Here is a 16,371-nt window from a genome sequence, read left to right on the forward strand (position 1 = left end):
CCCGGCAAATCGGACAGTCCCGGAACGACGCGGCAGGTCCGCCGGAATCCTGTTGTAAGCGGGGGCACAGTGCTCGACAAGCGCTTACCAGACGGCGCGAACTGCGTTTATGGCCCCGGTGGTAGCAGGGAGCGTCGCGAATCACATAGGTTGGACCCATGGCGCGGCGTGGCAATGGAAACCTCCCCGCGGAGGTCACCAGTTTCGTAGGCCGCCGCGACGAGCTGGCTACCGCCAAAAGGCTGCTGCCCACCACACGGGTCTTGACGCTGCTCGGTCCCGGCGGCATGGGGAAGACCCGATTGTCTCGGCAGATCGGGCAATTGGTCGCGCGCGCGTTTCCCGACGGGGTGTGGCTGGTCGAGCTCGCCGATCTCCAGGATCCGAATCTGGTGACGCTCAGCGTGGCCGAGGCGCTGAATCTGCGCGATGAGTCCACCGCACCGCTGCCCCGGCTCACCGAATTCCTCGCCGATAAACGACTACTGCTGATTCTCGACAATTGCGAACACCTCATCGAGGCGTGCGCGGCGCTGGTCGGCCGGATCATCGCCACCACACCGGATGTGCGGGTACTGGCGACCAGTCGCGAAGTGCTCGGCATTCCGGGCGAACAGGTGATGCCGGTGCCGCCGCTCACCGTGCCCGACGCCGATACCGGCGGTGAGAGCGATGCGCTGCAACTGTTCATCGAACGCGCGAGCGCCGCCAATCCGGGATTCAAGGCGACCCCGGCCAATCGCGCGGTGCTGGCCGAGATCTGCCGCCGGCTCGAAGGTATGCCGCTGGCACTGGAATTGGCGGCGCTGCGGTTGCGCATGTTCACCCCCGAACAGATTCTGCACCGGCTCGACGACACCATGGGGCTGCTCAGCGCCGGACCGCGCACCGCGCCCGAACGCCAGCAGACCATCGAGGGCGCGATCCGCTGGAGTTACAACCTCTGCACGCCCGCCGAACAGTCTCTGTGGGAACAGCTTTCGGTCTTCGCGGGCGGTTTCGACATCGAGGCCGCCGAAACGATCTGCGACCTCGGCGCGGGCTCGCTGGTGGGCGCGCTCACCGGGCTGGTCGACAAATCCGTGGTGGCGCAACGCTATGACGGCGATGCCGCGCGGTACTCCATGCTGGAGCCGATTCGCCAGTTCGCCGCCGATCGGCTCGCCGAGCGCGGGGACGCGCAGGCGGTGCGGGCGCGGCATCGCGCGCACTACCGGGATCTGGCCATGCGCGGGCAGACCGCGTACTGGACCGCCGATGATGTGCAGTGGTTCCGCGAGCTCACCCGCGAACACGCGAATCTCCGTGCGGCACTGCGCTCCGGGCTCGAGGACGAGCCGCTGGAGACCATTGCCACGGTGACGGTGCTGCGGCCGTTCTGGGAGCACAATCGTTTCCTCTCCGAGGGGTACCGCTGGCTCACCGAGGCACTGGAGCGTAATCCGGAGCCGACGGCCGAACGCGTCAAGGCGCTCTCCTCCGCGGCCTCGCTGGCCGCCCTGCTCGGCGATCGGGAGTCGGCCGCCCGGCTGGTGCGCGACTGCCTGGAATTGGCTGTCACGCTGGAAGACTCGGAGATCATGGCGGAGGTGACGCTGGATCGCTCCCTGCTCGCCTTCGCCGACGGCGATCGGCAGCGCTCACTCGAATTGGGTCGCGCCGCCATCGAATTGGCGGTCGAGCACGATCAGCACGCCATCGAGATGGACAGCCACGCCTTCGTCTTCATGTGCGCCATGGTGCAGGACGCGCCGGGCCGCACCGAATTGGCGGAACGCTTTTTGAAGCTCACCACCGCCAGCGGCTCACATCTGCTGGGCGGACTCGCGCTGTGGACGGTCGGCATCGATCACTGGCGGCTCGGCGAGTTGGCCGCGGCGGCCGAATTCCACGGTCGCGCCATCGAACAGCTGGCGCTGTTCGAGCGCTGCGTCTGGCTCTCCTCCGCCTTCGAGGGCCTGGCCTGGACGGTCTCGGCCAATGGCGACTACGAGCGGGCGGCGCGCCTGCTCGGCGCGGCGGAATCCTTGCAGCGCAGCACCATTCGCCTGGCGCATACGATCACGATCGCGGTCGGCGACAAGGAGCGGCTCACGGTGCGAGATGCCTTGGGCGAGGAGGCTTTCCGCGCTGCCTTCGGCGCCGGGGCGAATTTGCCCCTCAATGAGGCCATCGACTACGCGCTGGGCCGCAGCGCCGCCCGCGCGCCGGAACCGCCGGAGCCCGTGACCGAGCGCGCTCCGCGTAAATCCGCCGCGAGGGCCGCGGAGACCAATATCCTCACCCGCCGGGAGAAGGACGTCGCGCGCCTGGTGGCCGCCGGTCACAGCAATAAGCGGATTGCGGCGGATCTGGTCATCTCCATTCGCACCGCGGAGACGCATGTCGAGCACATTCTCACCAAGCTCGGCTTCACCTCCCGCACCCAGGTCGCGGCCTGGGCGCACGAGAACGGCCTGTGATCAGTAACCGGTAGTGCCGTCGATGCGTTCGCGCAGCAGATCGGCGTGACCGTCGTGGCGGGCGTACTCCTCGATCAGGTGCAGATAGATCCAGCGCAGTGAGATCTCCACGCCGGTGCGCGGATGCACGGTGGCGTGATCGAGCGGCAGCGCGGCGATCGCCCTGTCGCACAGCGCGACTTCCTCGAGGTAGCGGGTGTAGTCGCCCTCGGCCTCGGCGGGGACGATATCGTCGAAATCGCCGTCCAGATTGGTGTCGTCACTGTAGATGTACTCGAGCCGCTCACCGGCGGCGCGCATCCGGAACCAGCCGCGCTCGGTCTCGGTCATATGCCGCAGCAGGCCGAGCAGCGACATAGAGGACGGCTCCACACTGCGGGTGGCGAGCTGAACCCCGGTGAGCCCCTGGCATTTCCACAGCAGAATATTGCGGCCCCGGTCCAGCATGGATTGCAGCATGGCCCGCTCGTCACCGACGAGCAGCTGGGTGGTTCGTTCGACTTCGGGCGCTGTCCACGTCATATCCGCACTGTATCGCCGCACCCGTCGACCGCAACCGAAATACCGCCGCACCCCAGCGAAACCCCGCCACAGCCCGTCTCGACGAAAAACGCCTCGCGCCCGCCACCGGAGCGATCCGGGGCGGGCGCGAGGCGGTGATTTACAGGCCGTTCTCCAGGAATTCGATCACAGCCCGTTCGAAGGCGTCCTTGCGCTCCACCATCACCCAGTGCCCACAGCGCGAGAAGATGCGCAGATCGGCATTGGGGAGCTGGCGGGCGGGCAAGAGCGCGCCCTCGACCGGGGTGACGCGATCATCGCGCCCCCACAGCATGAGGACCTCATGCCGCAACGACTTCAGCCGAGCCCAGAGCGGCAGCGGCTCAGCCATTTTCGGGTTGTAGAAGGTGGCGTAGGCATCGCGCAGCGCGGCCTGGCCGCGCGGGTCGGCCGCGGCCTTCAGCCGGGTCGCCACCAACTCCTCGGTGAGGGTGGCCTCGTTGAAGACCATCGCGCGCAGGAACCCCATCGCACGCTCGTCACTCGGGTTGGCGTTGTACTCCATCAACCGCCGAATGCCTTCGGACGGTTCGGGTCCGAGCACATTCACCCCGACGCCGCCGGGAGCCATGAGCACCACGCGGCCCACCCGATCCGGATGGTCCAGCGCCAGCATGGCCGCCACACCGCCGCCCATGGAATTGCCCAGCAGGTGCGCCCTGTCGATGCCGAGCTCGTCGAGCAGCCCGATCACCGCGTCGGCCGCGATGCGAAGGTAGTTGCGCTCGTATACTTCCGGGCGTCCGCTCGCGCCGAAGCCGGGCTGATCCAGGATCAGGCAGCGGAAGTGCTCGGCGAGCACGGGCAGATTATTGCCGAAGTTCGCCCAGCCGGAGACGCCCGCGCCGGAGCCGTGCAGCAGGACCAGCGGTGCGCCGGTGCCCGCCTCGTGATACCGCAGCCGGTGGCCGTCGACGGTGACCCAGCGCTCGGTGTTCTCCACTGTCAGCGTCATTTACAGCATCCGATCCGAGACTTCGAGGCCCATCGCTCCCTTACCGAACATGGCCAGCGCGCGCTCCACGTCGTTGATGGCGTGCACGCTGCCCGCGTGCGCGTCGCGCCAGTGCCGCTCGATCGGATTGGGCTTCTTGATGGAGTGGCCGCCGGAGTTCTTGAACAGCAGATCGATTGCCTCCAGAGCGCGTTCGGTGCCGCGCACCTGATCGCGGCGGGCGCGCAGGCGGATCTCGAACGGAATCTCCTCGCCCGCTTCGGCATAGCGCAGCTGTTCGGCGGTATTGCGCTCCATCTGGAGAATCGCGGCGTCGATCTCGCTGGCGGCACGGGCGATTCGCACATGCGCGAACGGATCGTCGGCGACCTTCTGGCCACCGTAGGACAGGCGCACGCGCTCACGCTGGCGCTCGATATGCGCCTCGTAGGCGCCTTCGGCCGCACCGATGATGGGCGCGGTGATGGTGTTGGAGAAGACGCTGCCGAACGAGATCTTGTACAGCGGAGCGGTATTCACCTGCTGGCCGGGTCCGATCAGATTGGCCTGATCGGTGGCGGAGTACATGCGGTAGGCCGGGACGAAAGCCTTCTCGATGACGATGTCGTTGGAGCCGGTGCCCGACAGGCCGGACACATTCCAGACGTCGTCGATGCGGTAGTCGGTGCGCGGCACCAGCACCGTGAAGTAGTCCATCCCTTTCTCGGTGGGCAGCAGCGCGCCCAGGAACACCCACTGCGCGTGATCGCAGCCGGAGGAGAAGCTCCAGCGCCCGGACAGCTCGAAGCCACCCTCGACGGCGACCAGTTTGCCGGTCGGCGCGTAGGAGGACGACACCAGAATGTCCGGGTTCTCACCCCACACGTCCTGCTGTGCGCGATCGTCGAACAGCGCCAGCTGCCACGGGTGCGCGCCCAGCACCGAGGTCACCCACGCGGTGGAGGGGCAGGCCGTCGCGACCGCGCGCACCACGCGGTAGAAGTCCACCGGGGAGGCTTCCGCGCCGCCGAATCGCTTGGGCTGCAACATGCGGAACACACCGGCCTCGGTGAGTTCGGCGATGCTGGCGTCGGGCACCCGCCGCTGCTCTTCGGCCTGCACCGCGCGTTCCCGGATCGCGGGCAGCAGATCGCGAACCCGATCGAGCACCTTGTTAGTCATGCGGGTGTTTCCTCCTCGTGCAGTGGTTCCTGCACCCGACGCTATGGCGCGCGGCACTATGCCGAGTCGAAAAGTCCCGGTCAACGGAATTCTCGGCAGGTAGCTGCCACGGCCTTGCGGTCGGCGGAGCGGCTACTTGTGCGCATATTCCCAGGTGATGTCCTCATCGAGCGCTTGGCGAATGCGCTCGGCGAGTTCGGGTGTCCAGTCGGCGGGTTGGGCGACCTGCGCCCAGGCGTCCAGCACGGTGGTGCCGTAGCGATGGCCGTGTCCGGAGGGGACCTTCTGCGCGTGCGCGAGATCGGCGCTGATCTGCCAGAAGGTGACGATGGGCCACCAGCGAATGGATCGCGAGACATCCGAACCGCGCGGCTCCTTCAACCAATCGGGTTGGGTGAACAGCAGGTCCGGGGACCACCAGACGATCGGATCGGAGGCGTGCTGGAGGTAGCCGATGCGGGGCGAAAGCCATTGCCGGTCGGGGCGTTTCAGGTCGTCGGCGGTCGCGCCGAAGCGCACGGCGAGGCCGTCCGCGTAGATGGGCAGGATCTCGGGTGTGCCGGGGTCGCGGCGTTCGGTGAACTGCGTCCACAGGCGATTCGAATTGGGCGGGCCGACCCACAGCACACCGTCGACCAGGGTGCGAATGTCGTCGAGTCCGGTGAAGGCGGCCTCGGAACCCTGCGAGCCCAGGCTCTCGCCGTAGATCAGCAGTTTCGGGCGATGCTCCGGCGCCAGGGTGGCCCAGCGTTCGTGGACCGCGTGCACCACCAGGCGTCCGGCATCGGCGGCCTTCTGCTTATCGGAGAGGAAGGACAGCACGCTCGGCAGATAGGAGTACTGCGTGGCCGCGATGGCGCTGTCGCCGCCGTACATGAATTCGATGGATTCGGCGGTGGTGGAGTCGACCCAGCCGGTGCCGGTGGTGGTCACCACCACGAGCGCCTTGCGCTCCCAGGCGTTGGTGCGGTCGAGTTCCTTGACCACCAGGTCGGCGATGTCCTGCTCGGTCTCGGCCGACTCCAATCCGGCGTACACGCGAATCGGTTCGCGCGCGGGCTTTCCCGTCACCTCGGCGATGCGCGCGGCGGTCGGCACGTACGAGACGAACCAGCGTCCCTCCGAGCCGAGGGTATGCCAGGGCGCGAGCGATTGCGGGCTGCCCGAGCGTTCGGGCAACTGCGGCTGTATCGCCGATGGCGAGGTATTGCCGTTGCGCACACTGAAGGCCGAATTCGCCACGGAGAAGAAGGCTTTCGCGAGTACGCCCTGGAACAGCAGGACCGACAGCACCACGATCACCAGCACCGCGCCCGGGACCGCGACCGCGCGGGGAATCCGCCAGTCGATATTGAGCACCCGGATGAGCCAGCGGAAGAACCAGCGCACCGTGCGATACGCGCCGATCACCAGCGCGACGGTGGCCGCGGCCAGCAGTTCGGTGCGCAGATAGCTGGGGGTCGCGGTCGGGGCCATTCCCATCAGCGTTTCCAGATCGCGCTGCCAGCGCGCGGAGCGGGCCAGCACCGCCGCGGCACCCACGGCCGCGCCGATGATGATCACGATCTTGGTGATTCGACGCGCTCGGTCCGAGGGCTGCCACAGCCCCGTCCATCGGTTCACCGACGCGGGCAGCCGGGGCCGCACCCAGCGGCGGAACGCCCAGTCCAGGACGCAGCCGACGCCGTAGCCGATGATCGCGTTGATACCGCTGACCAGGCCCTGGAAGGTCCACTCGCGCGGCAGCAGGGACGGCGAGACCGACCAGGCGAAGAAGATCGCGCCGACCACCACCCCGGTGTAATTGGGTCGGATGGCGTGCTCGACCGCCGGCAACCAGCCCCAGATCCGCGTAGGCAGCGACTCCCCCGGCCACGACTCGGTAGTCATACCGCGAGTCTTCCCGCCTCCGGCAACCCTTCGGCTATGCGACACGCGCACCCGCCCCGCCGATACGCCCGCGGGCGCGGCGCGCGGTGCGAGAATTCCGGCGCGTCCGCTCGGGTCGCGGAATCTACGATTGCGCTACGCACGACTTCGGGAGGATTGGCGCGCATGCGAATCGAGGGTGACCGGTCCACCATGCTGGTGCCGTGGGCGGTGACGGCCTGGGGCGGGATCGCCGCGGTGCTGACGGCCCCGATCGCCGCGGCGATCGTCGGGATTCTGCTGCGATTCCCGATTCCGTTCGGCGACTACGCCAGCGGTATCGGCGACACCATCAACGCCGGGATGGCGTCGGTGTTCTACCTGGTGTGGGGCGAAGGGGTGGCATTGGCCGCGTTCGGCGCGACCGCCGGATATTTCCTCTCGAAAGCCTTGGGGCCGTGGTTGATTCGCGGACTGCTCTGCTCCGTGGTGGCGGGGTTCGGTGTGGCGCTGATCGGCGCGCTGCTCATCGCGGCGTTCGGGTAGGGCTCAGGAGCCGGTCCAGGACAGCAGCTTGTCGACGGGCCAGGTATTGATGATGCGCTCGGCGGGCACGCCATTGTCCAGGGCGCGCTGCGCGCCGTAACCGAGGAAGTCGAGTTGGCCGGGGGCGTGCGCGTCGGTGTCGATGGCGAAGTCGCAGCCGATATCGAGGGCCAGGCGCAGCAGCCGGGTCGGCGGATCGCGGCGTTCGGGTCTGGAGTTGATCTCCACGGCGGTGCCGTGGTCCCGGCAGGCCGTGAACACCTGCTCGGCATCGAAGGCCGACTCGGGTCGCACCCCGCGATTACCCTCCACGAGTCTGCCGGTGCAGTGCCCGAGAATATCGGCCTGACCGCCCGATACCGCTCGCACCATGCGCCTGGTCATGGCCGCGGCATCCATCTTCAATTTGGAGTGCACACTGGCCACCACGATATCGAGCCGTTCGAGCAACTCCGGTTCCTGATCCAGGCTGCCGTCATCGAGGATGTCCACTTCGATCCCGGTCAGAATCCGCATGGGCGCGAACTGCTCCCGCAACTCGTCGATGACATCGAGCTGCTGCCGCAACCGGTCCGCGGTCAGACCGTTGGCCACCGTCAATCGCGGCGAGTGATCGGTCAGCGCGCAGTACTCGTGCCCGAGCGCCCGCGCCGCCGCCATCATCTCCGCGATGGGCGCACCCCCGTCCGACCAATTCGAATGCACATGCAAATCCCCCCGCAGTGCCGCCCGCAATTCCCCGCCACCCAAATCCTGTGCCGCATTGCGCAATTGGACCAGCACATCGGGCTCCCGCCCGGCCCAAGCCTGCGCGATCACCGCCGCCGTCTTCGGCCCCACCCCCGCCAACGACTGCCACCCGTCGGTCCGGCCGAGCTCCTCGCGCTGCGCCTCGTCCAGCGCCTCGACCACATCGGCGGCCTTGCGATAGGCCATCACCCGCCGGGTGTCCTCACGGGCACGGTCCTTGTAGAACGCGATCTGACGCAGAGCGACGACAGGGTCCATATCTCCAGTGTGCCCCCGGGCACCGCGCGCCCGCGTGCGGCCCGGCGTGCAGCCGCAGCGGCGCCTGCGTTGGGGCGGCCCGCCGATCGGCGACGGTATGAGCATCGACGGCGGAATTCACGTCTGGAGCTTCATCCCGGTACCGGGCGGCACGCCGGTGCGCACCGAGGAGAACTGGAGCGGAGCCCGGGTGGAGGCGGATGCGCCCTCCTCCACCCGGTATCTGGGCGCCGGTCTCGAAGCCTGGCTGGCCAACCCGCGCACCGCCGCCGAAGACTAGCCGAAAGGCGCGGCGGCGCAGCCTATTCCGTGCGGGCGGCTGCGGTTCCGGCGCGGCGGCCGAAGAAGGTGCCGTCGCCGAGGGAGGTACCGGAGATATAGCCGAAGCCGTGCAGGCCGTTGGCCGCGCGGCCCGCGGCGAAGAGCCCGGGGATGCGATCGCCATTGAGGTCCAGGACATGGCCGTCGAGATCGGTGTGCAGGCCGCCGAGGGTGAAGACCGAGGCTCCGGTGCCGCGACGGTCGCCCGCTTCGGCCGGGGGACGGATACCCGCTTTCACATCGATGGCGGCCAGCGGCGGGGTGAGCGGGCGGAGCCAGCGCGGGTTCTTGTGCAGATCGAGATCCGCTCCGCTCGCGGCGAATTCGTTGTAGCGGGCAATGGTGGCCGTCAATGATCCGGTCGGCAGGCCGGTCGATTGCTCCAGTTCTTCGGGGGTTTCGGCGACATGGGTGGGTTGCACGCCCCAGCGCTGGGGTGCGGGAACCTCTTCGAAACCTTCCTCGTCGACGATGACCCAGACCGCGGTGTCACCCCCGGCCCAACTGCCGCCCATATTGTTTCGATACAGCGCGGCCTGGCCGATGCGCCCCGGATAGGTGTCCTCATTGATGAAACGCTGACCGCGCGCGTTCACCACCATGCCGCGCGCGGCCAGCCCGGGAATCAATGACATACCCACTTGACCGGAGGACATATGCCGCACGGCCGCACCCAGCGCCTGCGCCATCCGAATCCCACTGCCGTCATCGGTTCCGGCGCTGACCTTGGTGTGCCCCAACAGTTCCGGGGCGTGCGCGGCCAGCATATCGTCATTGTCGACGAATCCGCCGGTGGTGAGAATGACGCCGCGATGAGCGCGAATGGTGATCTCGGTGCCGTACCGCCGCGCGACCACACCGGCGACCACACCGTCCTCGTCCACGATCAGCGTGATCGCCTGGGTGTCGAACAGTGTTGTCGCACCGGCTGATTCGGCCGCAGCCGCCAGGCACTCCATGAGCAGCTTCCCACCGAAGTCATTGGCGGTGGGCCGATGCCCGCGCGGCGCGGGTTGCGCCGATTCGGTGAAGGGCCAACTGTTCTCGCCCAACCACATGAGCCCGTCATCGGTGGGCGGCACCCAGGTGGGCGCATCCCACATGGTCGGCTTGAACGGCACACCCCGATCCACCAGCCACTGGAAATGCTCGACACTGCCCGCGCTGTACTCGTCGATCTTGGCGAGATCCGCGCCCGCGCCCATGGCGGCCTTCAGGAACGCGGCCATGGCCTCGGGTGTGTCGTCGTATCCGCAGGCGATCTGAATGGGCGTTCCACCGCCGAGATAGATCTCGCCGCCGGACATGGCCGAGGCCCCGCCCGCCCCGCCGGAGCGGTCGATGATGAGCACCCGCGCCTCGGTGCGCGCGGCCTCGAACGCCGCCGCGGCGCCGGCCGCCCCGTAGCCGACGATCAGTACATCGGTCTCGAAGTCGTAGTGGCTCACCTCGACGGCCGCCCGGGGCGTCACCGAATTCCGCGCTGTCATGTCCTGCACGGTGCCCGCTCGGAGCCGTCGGACATAGCGCCCCATCTTGCTCACCGACTCTCAGATCCCGATGACCGGGACTGTGACCAGTACTGGAGCAGCGCACTGGGGATGGTGTGTGAACGGCGTCACTGTGGTTGGGGGCGTCGCACGAGTTGGAGGAGAGTCAATGCGGATTCTGGTCACCGGAGTCACCGAGCTGAGCGGTCGTTCCGTGGCGCGCATGCTGCTCGCGGCCGGGCACGAGGTCGTCGGCCTGGACCGGCAGCGCAACCGTCTGGTGGACCCGCGCGTCGAGGTGATCGTCGGCGATCTGTCCGATAAGCAGGTCTGCGCCCGCGCCGTCGCCGGTGCGGATGCCGTGGTGCACCTGGCGGGCCGCGCGGTCGCCGTCCTCGCCTCGGCCGCGCAGGATGCCGGTGCGCGTCTGGTGATTCCCATTGCGGCGGGCTCGGATTCGACCGTCGAGAAGACCGTGGCGGGCAGTGGCGTGGACGCGCTGATCGTGCGCACCGCCCTGGTCGCGGGCCGCCGGATGGATTCGGGCAGCTGGCGCGTACTGGAGAATCTGGCCGGAGCCCGCGGCAATACCGCATTGCAGGTGCTGCACTACGACGATCTGGAGCGCTTCCTGGTGCTCGCGGCGCTGTCCCAGCGCGGCGGTGTCGTCGGCCTGGCCGCCCCCGGTGAGGTTTCCGGCGACGACGTGCGCGCGGCGTTGCGCGAGGCGGGCGTGAAATACAGTGCGTGGCTGCCCCGTTCGGCCTCGAACCGCGCCCAGGTCGATACCGCCGCCGCCCGCGAGGAGTGGGGCTTTCGCTTCGGCTGGACCGCCCGCGAGACCATCGCCGATGTGGCGCGCGGTCTGCACGGCCGCAAGGCCGCCGGTTCGGGTATCCGCGCGCGGCGCGGCGCGATTCCGCTGCCCGCGCACGTGGTGCCGCAGAACGCGCCCACCTCGGACGGCTACCAGCTGAAAACCTCCGCGCCCGAAGGACTTCAGGGTGAGTTCGACGATCTGATGGATGACCGCATCCCGGTCTTCACCGCCACCAACACCTCCGAGGCGCTGCCCGGCCCGCTCACCCCGCTCACCATCGACCTGCAGGCGGGCGCGATCCGCCTGGGCAATGAGGCGATGGGCCATATGATCGCCATCGAGGGTGTGGCACTGGAGCATTGGGTGTCCCGGGTCACCGGCGTCATGGGCCACAATATGTACATCAACGCCTCCATCGGCGTCTTCTCCGCCGAGAATATGCCCGGCTGGGATGAGGAGAGCGTGCGCCGCGATGTCTACGGCGCGATCGGCGATGTGGAGCTGCATCCCAAGGGCCGCCCCGCCATGGGCTCGGGTTTCGCGGCCAAGCTGGGCACCTTCAAGGCGCTGGGCCGGGTCGGCGCGACCGCGCTGAGCTACCGCAAGACCGCCGAGCTGATCAATGCCGCCTCGCATGCGGAAGCCCTTGACCGGGACCGTATCTCGGAGCTCACCGATGAGCAGCTGCACGCCCGCTCCCTGCTGTGGCGAGATCGCCTGAATCAGGCGTGGCAGGCCGCCTCCATCGGCGTCATGATGACCGGCGCCGCCACCGCCGCGCACAAGGGCGAGGTGAAGATCAACCTCGAACGCCTGGAGTCGGCCAAGACCATGCTCGCGGTGGAGCGCCTGGCGGCCCTGTGCCGCAAGGACTCCGGGCTGCAGGCCATCGCCAAGAGCGGTGATGTGGCCGCGGCCCGGGAGAAGTCGCCGGAGTTCGCCAGGGCCCTGGATCAGGAGCTGGCCCGGATCGGCCATCGCGGCCCGGGTGAGTGCGAACTCATCAACGCCACCTTCGGCGATCGCCCCGAACTGCTGGTGACCGCCGCCGGTCGCGCCGCGGAAGTGCCCGCGCCGCACCGGGAACCGGTCGCCGAGCCGACCTCTCGCACCGCCAAGATGGCGGTCGGCGCGACCGTCTACCGCGAGCGCGCCCGCGATGCCGTTGTGCGCGTGACCAATTGCCTGCGCCTTGTCACCCAGGAGCGAGCGGCGCGCCTGATCAAGGCGGGCAAGCTCACCGAGATCGAGGATTCGGCCTTCCTGACCCTCGACGAAATCCTCTGGGCCCCGGCCGATCTGAAGGAACGGGTGGCCCGCCGCCGCGCCGAGCGGATTCGCTTCCAGGGCGTGCGCATGCCCGATGTCATCAATGGCGTCTGGGAGCCGGAGGAGATCTCCGGCGCGCTCGCGGTCGGTGAGACCCTCTCCGGTCTGGGCGTGAGCCCGGGTGTGGTCGAGGGCACCGTCAAGCGGATCCTGTCCCTGGACGACGATATCGAGCCCGGTGACATCCTGGTCGCCGCCGTCACCGATACCGGCCACACCGCCATGTTCGGATACGCGGGCGCGGTGGTCACCGATATCGGCGGCGCGGCCTCGCATGCCGCGATCGTGGCCCGCGAATTCGGCGTGCCCTGCGTGGTGGACACCAAAACCGCCAGCACCAGCCTGAAGGACGGACAGCGGGTGCGGGTCGACGGCGCCGCGGGCACCATCACCCTGCTCGCCGACGCCGAGTGATCCGAACGGGTCCCCACCACCCCGGGCCGCAACCCGAATCCCGGTGGCCGGGACCGGAAGTCCGCAGGCCGGTCAGTTCGCCGGGATCTCATCCCCCTACACCATCCGGCCAAGAATCCAGGTGCACCTGCTCCTGCCCGGCACCCCAGGGCGACGTGGGCACGCAGGCCGTCAGCCGATCACGCCCGCTTGGCCCATGAACCCGGGCCGGGTACCCACTATCCGGCCCGTGATTGAAAGGAATACCCATAGTGACGATTTCGCGCGCAGCACGCGGCACCCTGACCGGTGTAGCCGCCGCGCTCATCGCCGTCTTCCCGGTCGCGATGACACCCGCCACCGCCGCCCCGATCGCGATCGGGCACCAGGCTCCGGTCGGTGCGGACTTCAAGCTCCAGGCCGCACCGAACGCCCGTGACATCGGCGGCGTCACGGCGCAGAACGGAAAGATCAAGTCGGGTCTGGTATTCCGCGCCGATGCGCTGAACCGGCTCACCGACGCCGATCTGTCGACGCTGACCGCCGCGGGCATCACCAAGGTGATCGACTTCCGCAGCCCGACCGAGCGCGGCGCGAACCCGGACAAGCCGCTGCCCGCCGGGATCACCTCGGTCCAGTTGCCCGTGTACGACCCGGCCAATGACTTCTACGTGTTCTTCGGCAAGCTCGTGCAGGGCGGTCCGGACGCGCAGCAGGCGGCGCTGGGCGACGGCAAGGGCGCGCAGTACATGCGCGACTACTACAAGTGGATGATCAACGACGCCTCCTCGCGTGACCAGTTCGGTCAGGCGCTGAAGGAGATCGCCACCACCTCCGGCGGCGTGCTCTACCACTGCACCGCCGGTAAGGACCGCACCGGTCTGATGACCGCGTTGCTGATGAGCGTCCTGGGCACCCCGCAGGATCAGATCTACAGCAACTTCCTGCTGTCCAACGATCGTCTCGCGGGCAGCAACAAGGCCACCCTCGACGCGCTCGTGGCACAGGGTCTGGTCAAGGATCGCACCCTGTTCGAGCCCGTGCTCGGTGTGCAGAGGGACTACCTGGAGGCGGCGCTGACCCAGGCCGTGGCGTCCTACGGTTCGATCAACGATTTCATCTCCAAGGGTCTGGGCGTCGACCAGCAGACGTTCAAGCTGCTGCAGGACAAGCTGATCGAGAAGGGTGGCGTCTCCACCGGCTCGTTCGGTAGCTGATCCGCCTCGAATGCCGGCGCCACGTGTGGGATGACGCCGGCATTCGCATGTCCGGACACGGCAGACGGCATGTCCGGGACACGCGGGCATACCGCATGCGAAAATTCGCATGGTGCAGGAGATCTGGCATCTCGACGGGCGGCGCACCCGCTCGATCAGCGCGGAGAATCCCACCGGCGAGCCCGGTGCGGGCGGGCGTGCCCTCTCCGGGACCGGGGCCTATGCCGCCGCCGGACTGGGCCGCGGCTGGAAGGTCTCACCCTCGGTCGATGTGGAGCCCGGTCAGACCGTCACCCTCGCCGATATCACCGGACCCGGTGTGATCCGGCATATCTGGCTCACCACCGATCGCACCCTGCTGCGGCACTTCACCCTTCGGATGTATTGGGACGGCGCGCTGGAACCGGCCATCGCGGTACCGCTCGGCGATTTCTTCTGCAATGGCTGGGAGCAACTCGCACTGGTCAACTCGCAGATGGTTGTGGTCGCGCCGGCGGGCGGCCTGAACAGCTACTGGCCCATGCCGTTCGGTACGAATGCGCTCATCACCCTGCACAATGGCACCGAACGCACGGCACCGGTGTACTACCAGATCACCTATCTGGAAGAAGAGGTGCCCGCGGCGGCGGGATATCTGCACGCGCGCTGGCGCTGTAGTGATCCTCTGGGTTCGCCCGCGGTCCATCCGCTCGTGGAAGTCACGGGCGGTCCCGGTCGCTATGTCGGCACGTATTTGGCGATCGAACCGCGAGTGCCCGGCTGGTGGGGTGAGGGTGAGCTCAAGTTCTATCTCGATGACGACGGCGAATTCCCGACCGTCTGCGGGACCGGCACCGAGGATTATTTCGGCGGCGCATGGAATTTCGATCTCAATGGCGCGCAGCCGCCCTACTCGACGCCGTATCTGGGCCTGGTGCAGGTGCTGCCGCGCGATCGCATCTACGAGCCGCAGCAGCGATTCGGCATGTACCGCTGGCACATTCCCGATCCGATCTGTTTCGAGCACAGTCTACGCGCGACCGTGCAGGCGCTGGGCTGGCGCGAGGACGGGCACTATCTGCCACTGGAGCACGCGCACATCGCCTCGACGGCATTGTGGTACCAATCGGTCTGAATCCGGAATCCCCTAATGCCACCGCAATCAGGACGAAATGTGATCGACGATGTGATTGCTATTGGGTAAAACACATCGACCGGACGGCGATCGGGTGCATGGTATTTGTATGCGCGCGTTGGTGGTCGAGAAGCCAGGGCGGTTCTCGGTCGAAACAGTGCCGGATCCCACGCCTTCGGCGGGGGAAGCGGTGGTACGGGTCGATGCCGTCGGGATTTGCGGTACGGATATCCATATCGTCGAGGGTGAATTCCCGCCCACGCCCTATCCGATCATCCCCGGGCACGAATTCGCCGGGGAGATCGTGGCTCTCGGCGCGGGCTCGTCCGGGGTGCGTATCGGTGATCGGGTAGCGGTCGATCCCTCACTGTTCTGCGGCAGATGTCATTACTGTGCGATCGGGCGCGGAAATCTCTGCGAGAACTGGGGCGCCATCGGCGATACCGTCGACGGCGCCATGGCCGAGTATGTGAAAGTGCCCACGGCCAACTGTTATCGACTACCCGGGCATCTGTCCGCCGCGCACGGTGCGCTGGTGGAACCGCTCTCCTGCGCGGTGCACGGATTCGATGTGCTGCCACGGCAACTCGGCTCGCACTATCTGATCTACGGTGCGGGCACCATGGGTCTGCTCATGCTGCAATTGGCCATCGCGGCCGGGGCTGCCTCGGTCTCGGTGGTCGATACCAATGCCGATCGGCTCGCGGTGGCGCGCACGCTCGGCGCGGACGCGGCCACCGTCGCCGCCGACGCCATGGATCGGCCGGAGGGCTGGGAGATCGTCATCGATTGCAGCGGAACCATTGCCGCGATCGAGGACGGCCTGTCGCGGGTGCGGCGCGGCGGGACGTATCAGCAATTCGGGGTCGCGGCGGCCGACGCGCGCGCGGTCATCTCCCCGTTCCGCATCTACAACGACGAGATCACCATTGTCGGTTCGATGGCGGTCCTGCACAGTTTCGGGCGAGCCGTGGATCTGCTCGGGGAAGGCGTCATCGACGCCGACACCATGATCACCCACGATTTCGCGCTCGACGAATTCGGTGATGCCCTGCGGACTTTCCGCGCGGGCACCGGCCGCAAAATCCAGCTGCATCCCGGACGGGCGGCACGATAGGGACGGGT

At 67.8% G+C, this 16,371-nt stretch carries 13 protein-coding genes; 7 read left to right on the forward strand and 6 right to left on the reverse strand.

What is annotated here, in order from left to right; genetic code table 11:
• Window positions 1-158: 158 nt before the first annotated feature.
• A complete protein-coding gene (locus tag NA10_RS17080) occupies window positions 159-2,462 on the forward strand; it encodes a LuxR C-terminal-related transcriptional regulator (RefSeq protein ID WP_067568840.1) in 2,304 nt (767 codons plus the stop codon).
• Here the strand turns inward: NA10_RS17080 and NA10_RS17085 are convergent, their stop codons facing one another.
• The 4 genes from NA10_RS17085 to NA10_RS17100 form a co-directional block, all read right to left on the reverse strand.
• Window positions 2,463-2,984, reverse strand: a complete 522-nt coding sequence (locus NA10_RS17085; RefSeq protein ID WP_067568841.1) for a DinB family protein — start codon at window positions 2,982-2,984, stop codon at window positions 2,463-2,465.
• A gap of 139 nt (window positions 2,985-3,123) precedes the next feature.
• Window positions 3,124-3,978 carry an alpha/beta fold hydrolase gene (locus NA10_RS17090; RefSeq protein ID WP_067568842.1) on the reverse strand — a complete coding sequence of 285 codons (855 nt, stop codon included), beginning with the start codon at window positions 3,976-3,978 and terminating at the stop codon, window positions 3,124-3,126.
• Window positions 3,979-5,139 carry a 3-hydroxy-9,10-secoandrosta-1,3,5(10)-triene-9,17-dione monooxygenase oxygenase subunit gene (gene hsaA, locus NA10_RS17095; RefSeq protein ID WP_067568843.1) on the reverse strand — a complete coding sequence of 387 codons (1,161 nt, stop codon included), beginning with the start codon at window positions 5,137-5,139 and terminating at the stop codon, window positions 3,979-3,981.
• 132 nt (window positions 5,140-5,271) lie between these two features.
• A complete protein-coding gene (locus NA10_RS17100; protein WP_067568844.1) occupies window positions 5,272-7,029 on the reverse strand; it encodes an alpha/beta hydrolase in 1,758 nt (585 codons plus the stop codon).
• Window positions 7,030-7,194: 165 nt separating this feature from the next.
• On the opposite strand from NA10_RS17100, the gene NA10_RS17105 reads away from it, so the two are divergent.
• Entirely contained in the window at window positions 7,195-7,554 is a 360-nt protein-coding gene (locus NA10_RS17105) for a hypothetical protein (RefSeq protein WP_067568845.1), read from the forward strand.
• Window positions 7,555-7,557: 3 nt separating this feature from the next.
• Here NA10_RS17105 and NA10_RS17110 read toward each other — a convergent pair whose 3' ends face one another.
• Window positions 7,558-8,562: a PHP domain-containing protein gene (locus NA10_RS17110; RefSeq protein ID WP_067568846.1), complete on the reverse strand. Its 1,005-nt coding sequence runs from the start codon at window positions 8,560-8,562 to the stop codon at window positions 7,558-7,560.
• A gap of 97 nt (window positions 8,563-8,659) precedes the next feature.
• Here NA10_RS17110 and NA10_RS17115 point away from each other — a divergent pair, with 97 nt between their 5' ends.
• Window positions 8,660-8,842 (forward strand): SRPBCC family protein, encoded by a 183-nt coding sequence (locus tag NA10_RS17115; RefSeq protein ID WP_157556579.1) that lies wholly within the window; start codon window positions 8,660-8,662, stop codon window positions 8,840-8,842.
• Window positions 8,843-8,864: 22 nt separating this feature from the next.
• On the opposite strand, the gene NA10_RS17120 is transcribed toward NA10_RS17115, so the two are convergent.
• Entirely contained in the window at window positions 8,865-10,373 is a 1,509-nt protein-coding gene (locus NA10_RS17120) for an FAD-dependent oxidoreductase (protein ID WP_067568911.1), read from the reverse strand.
• 169 nt (window positions 10,374-10,542) lie between these two features.
• Here NA10_RS17120 and NA10_RS39160 point away from each other — a divergent pair, with 169 nt between their 5' ends.
• From NA10_RS39160 to NA10_RS17140, 4 genes are all read left to right on the forward strand, one after another.
• Window positions 10,543-12,936: a PEP-utilizing enzyme gene (locus NA10_RS39160; protein ID WP_067568848.1), complete on the forward strand. Its 2,394-nt coding sequence runs from the start codon at window positions 10,543-10,545 to the stop codon at window positions 12,934-12,936.
• 251 nt (window positions 12,937-13,187) lie between these two features.
• Window positions 13,188-14,132, forward strand: coding sequence for a tyrosine-protein phosphatase (locus tag NA10_RS17130; protein WP_245677519.1), 945 nt, complete (start codon window positions 13,188-13,190; stop codon window positions 14,130-14,132).
• A gap of 109 nt (window positions 14,133-14,241) precedes the next feature.
• The gene (locus tag NA10_RS17135) at window positions 14,242-15,246 is read left to right on the forward strand and encodes a glycoside hydrolase family 172 protein (protein WP_067568849.1); all 1,005 of its coding nucleotides are present in this window, start codon (window positions 14,242-14,244) and stop codon (window positions 15,244-15,246) included.
• A 109-nt stretch (window positions 15,247-15,355) separates the two neighbouring features.
• A complete protein-coding gene (locus NA10_RS17140; protein ID WP_067568850.1) occupies window positions 15,356-16,363 on the forward strand; it encodes a zinc-dependent alcohol dehydrogenase family protein in 1,008 nt (335 codons plus the stop codon).
• The last annotated feature ends 8 nt before the right edge of the window (window positions 16,364-16,371 follow it).

It is taken from the genome of Nocardia acidivorans NBRC 108247 (genome assembly GCF_001625085.1).
Classification (GTDB): domain Bacteria; phylum Actinomycetota; class Actinomycetes; order Mycobacteriales; family Mycobacteriaceae; genus Nocardia; species Nocardia acidivorans.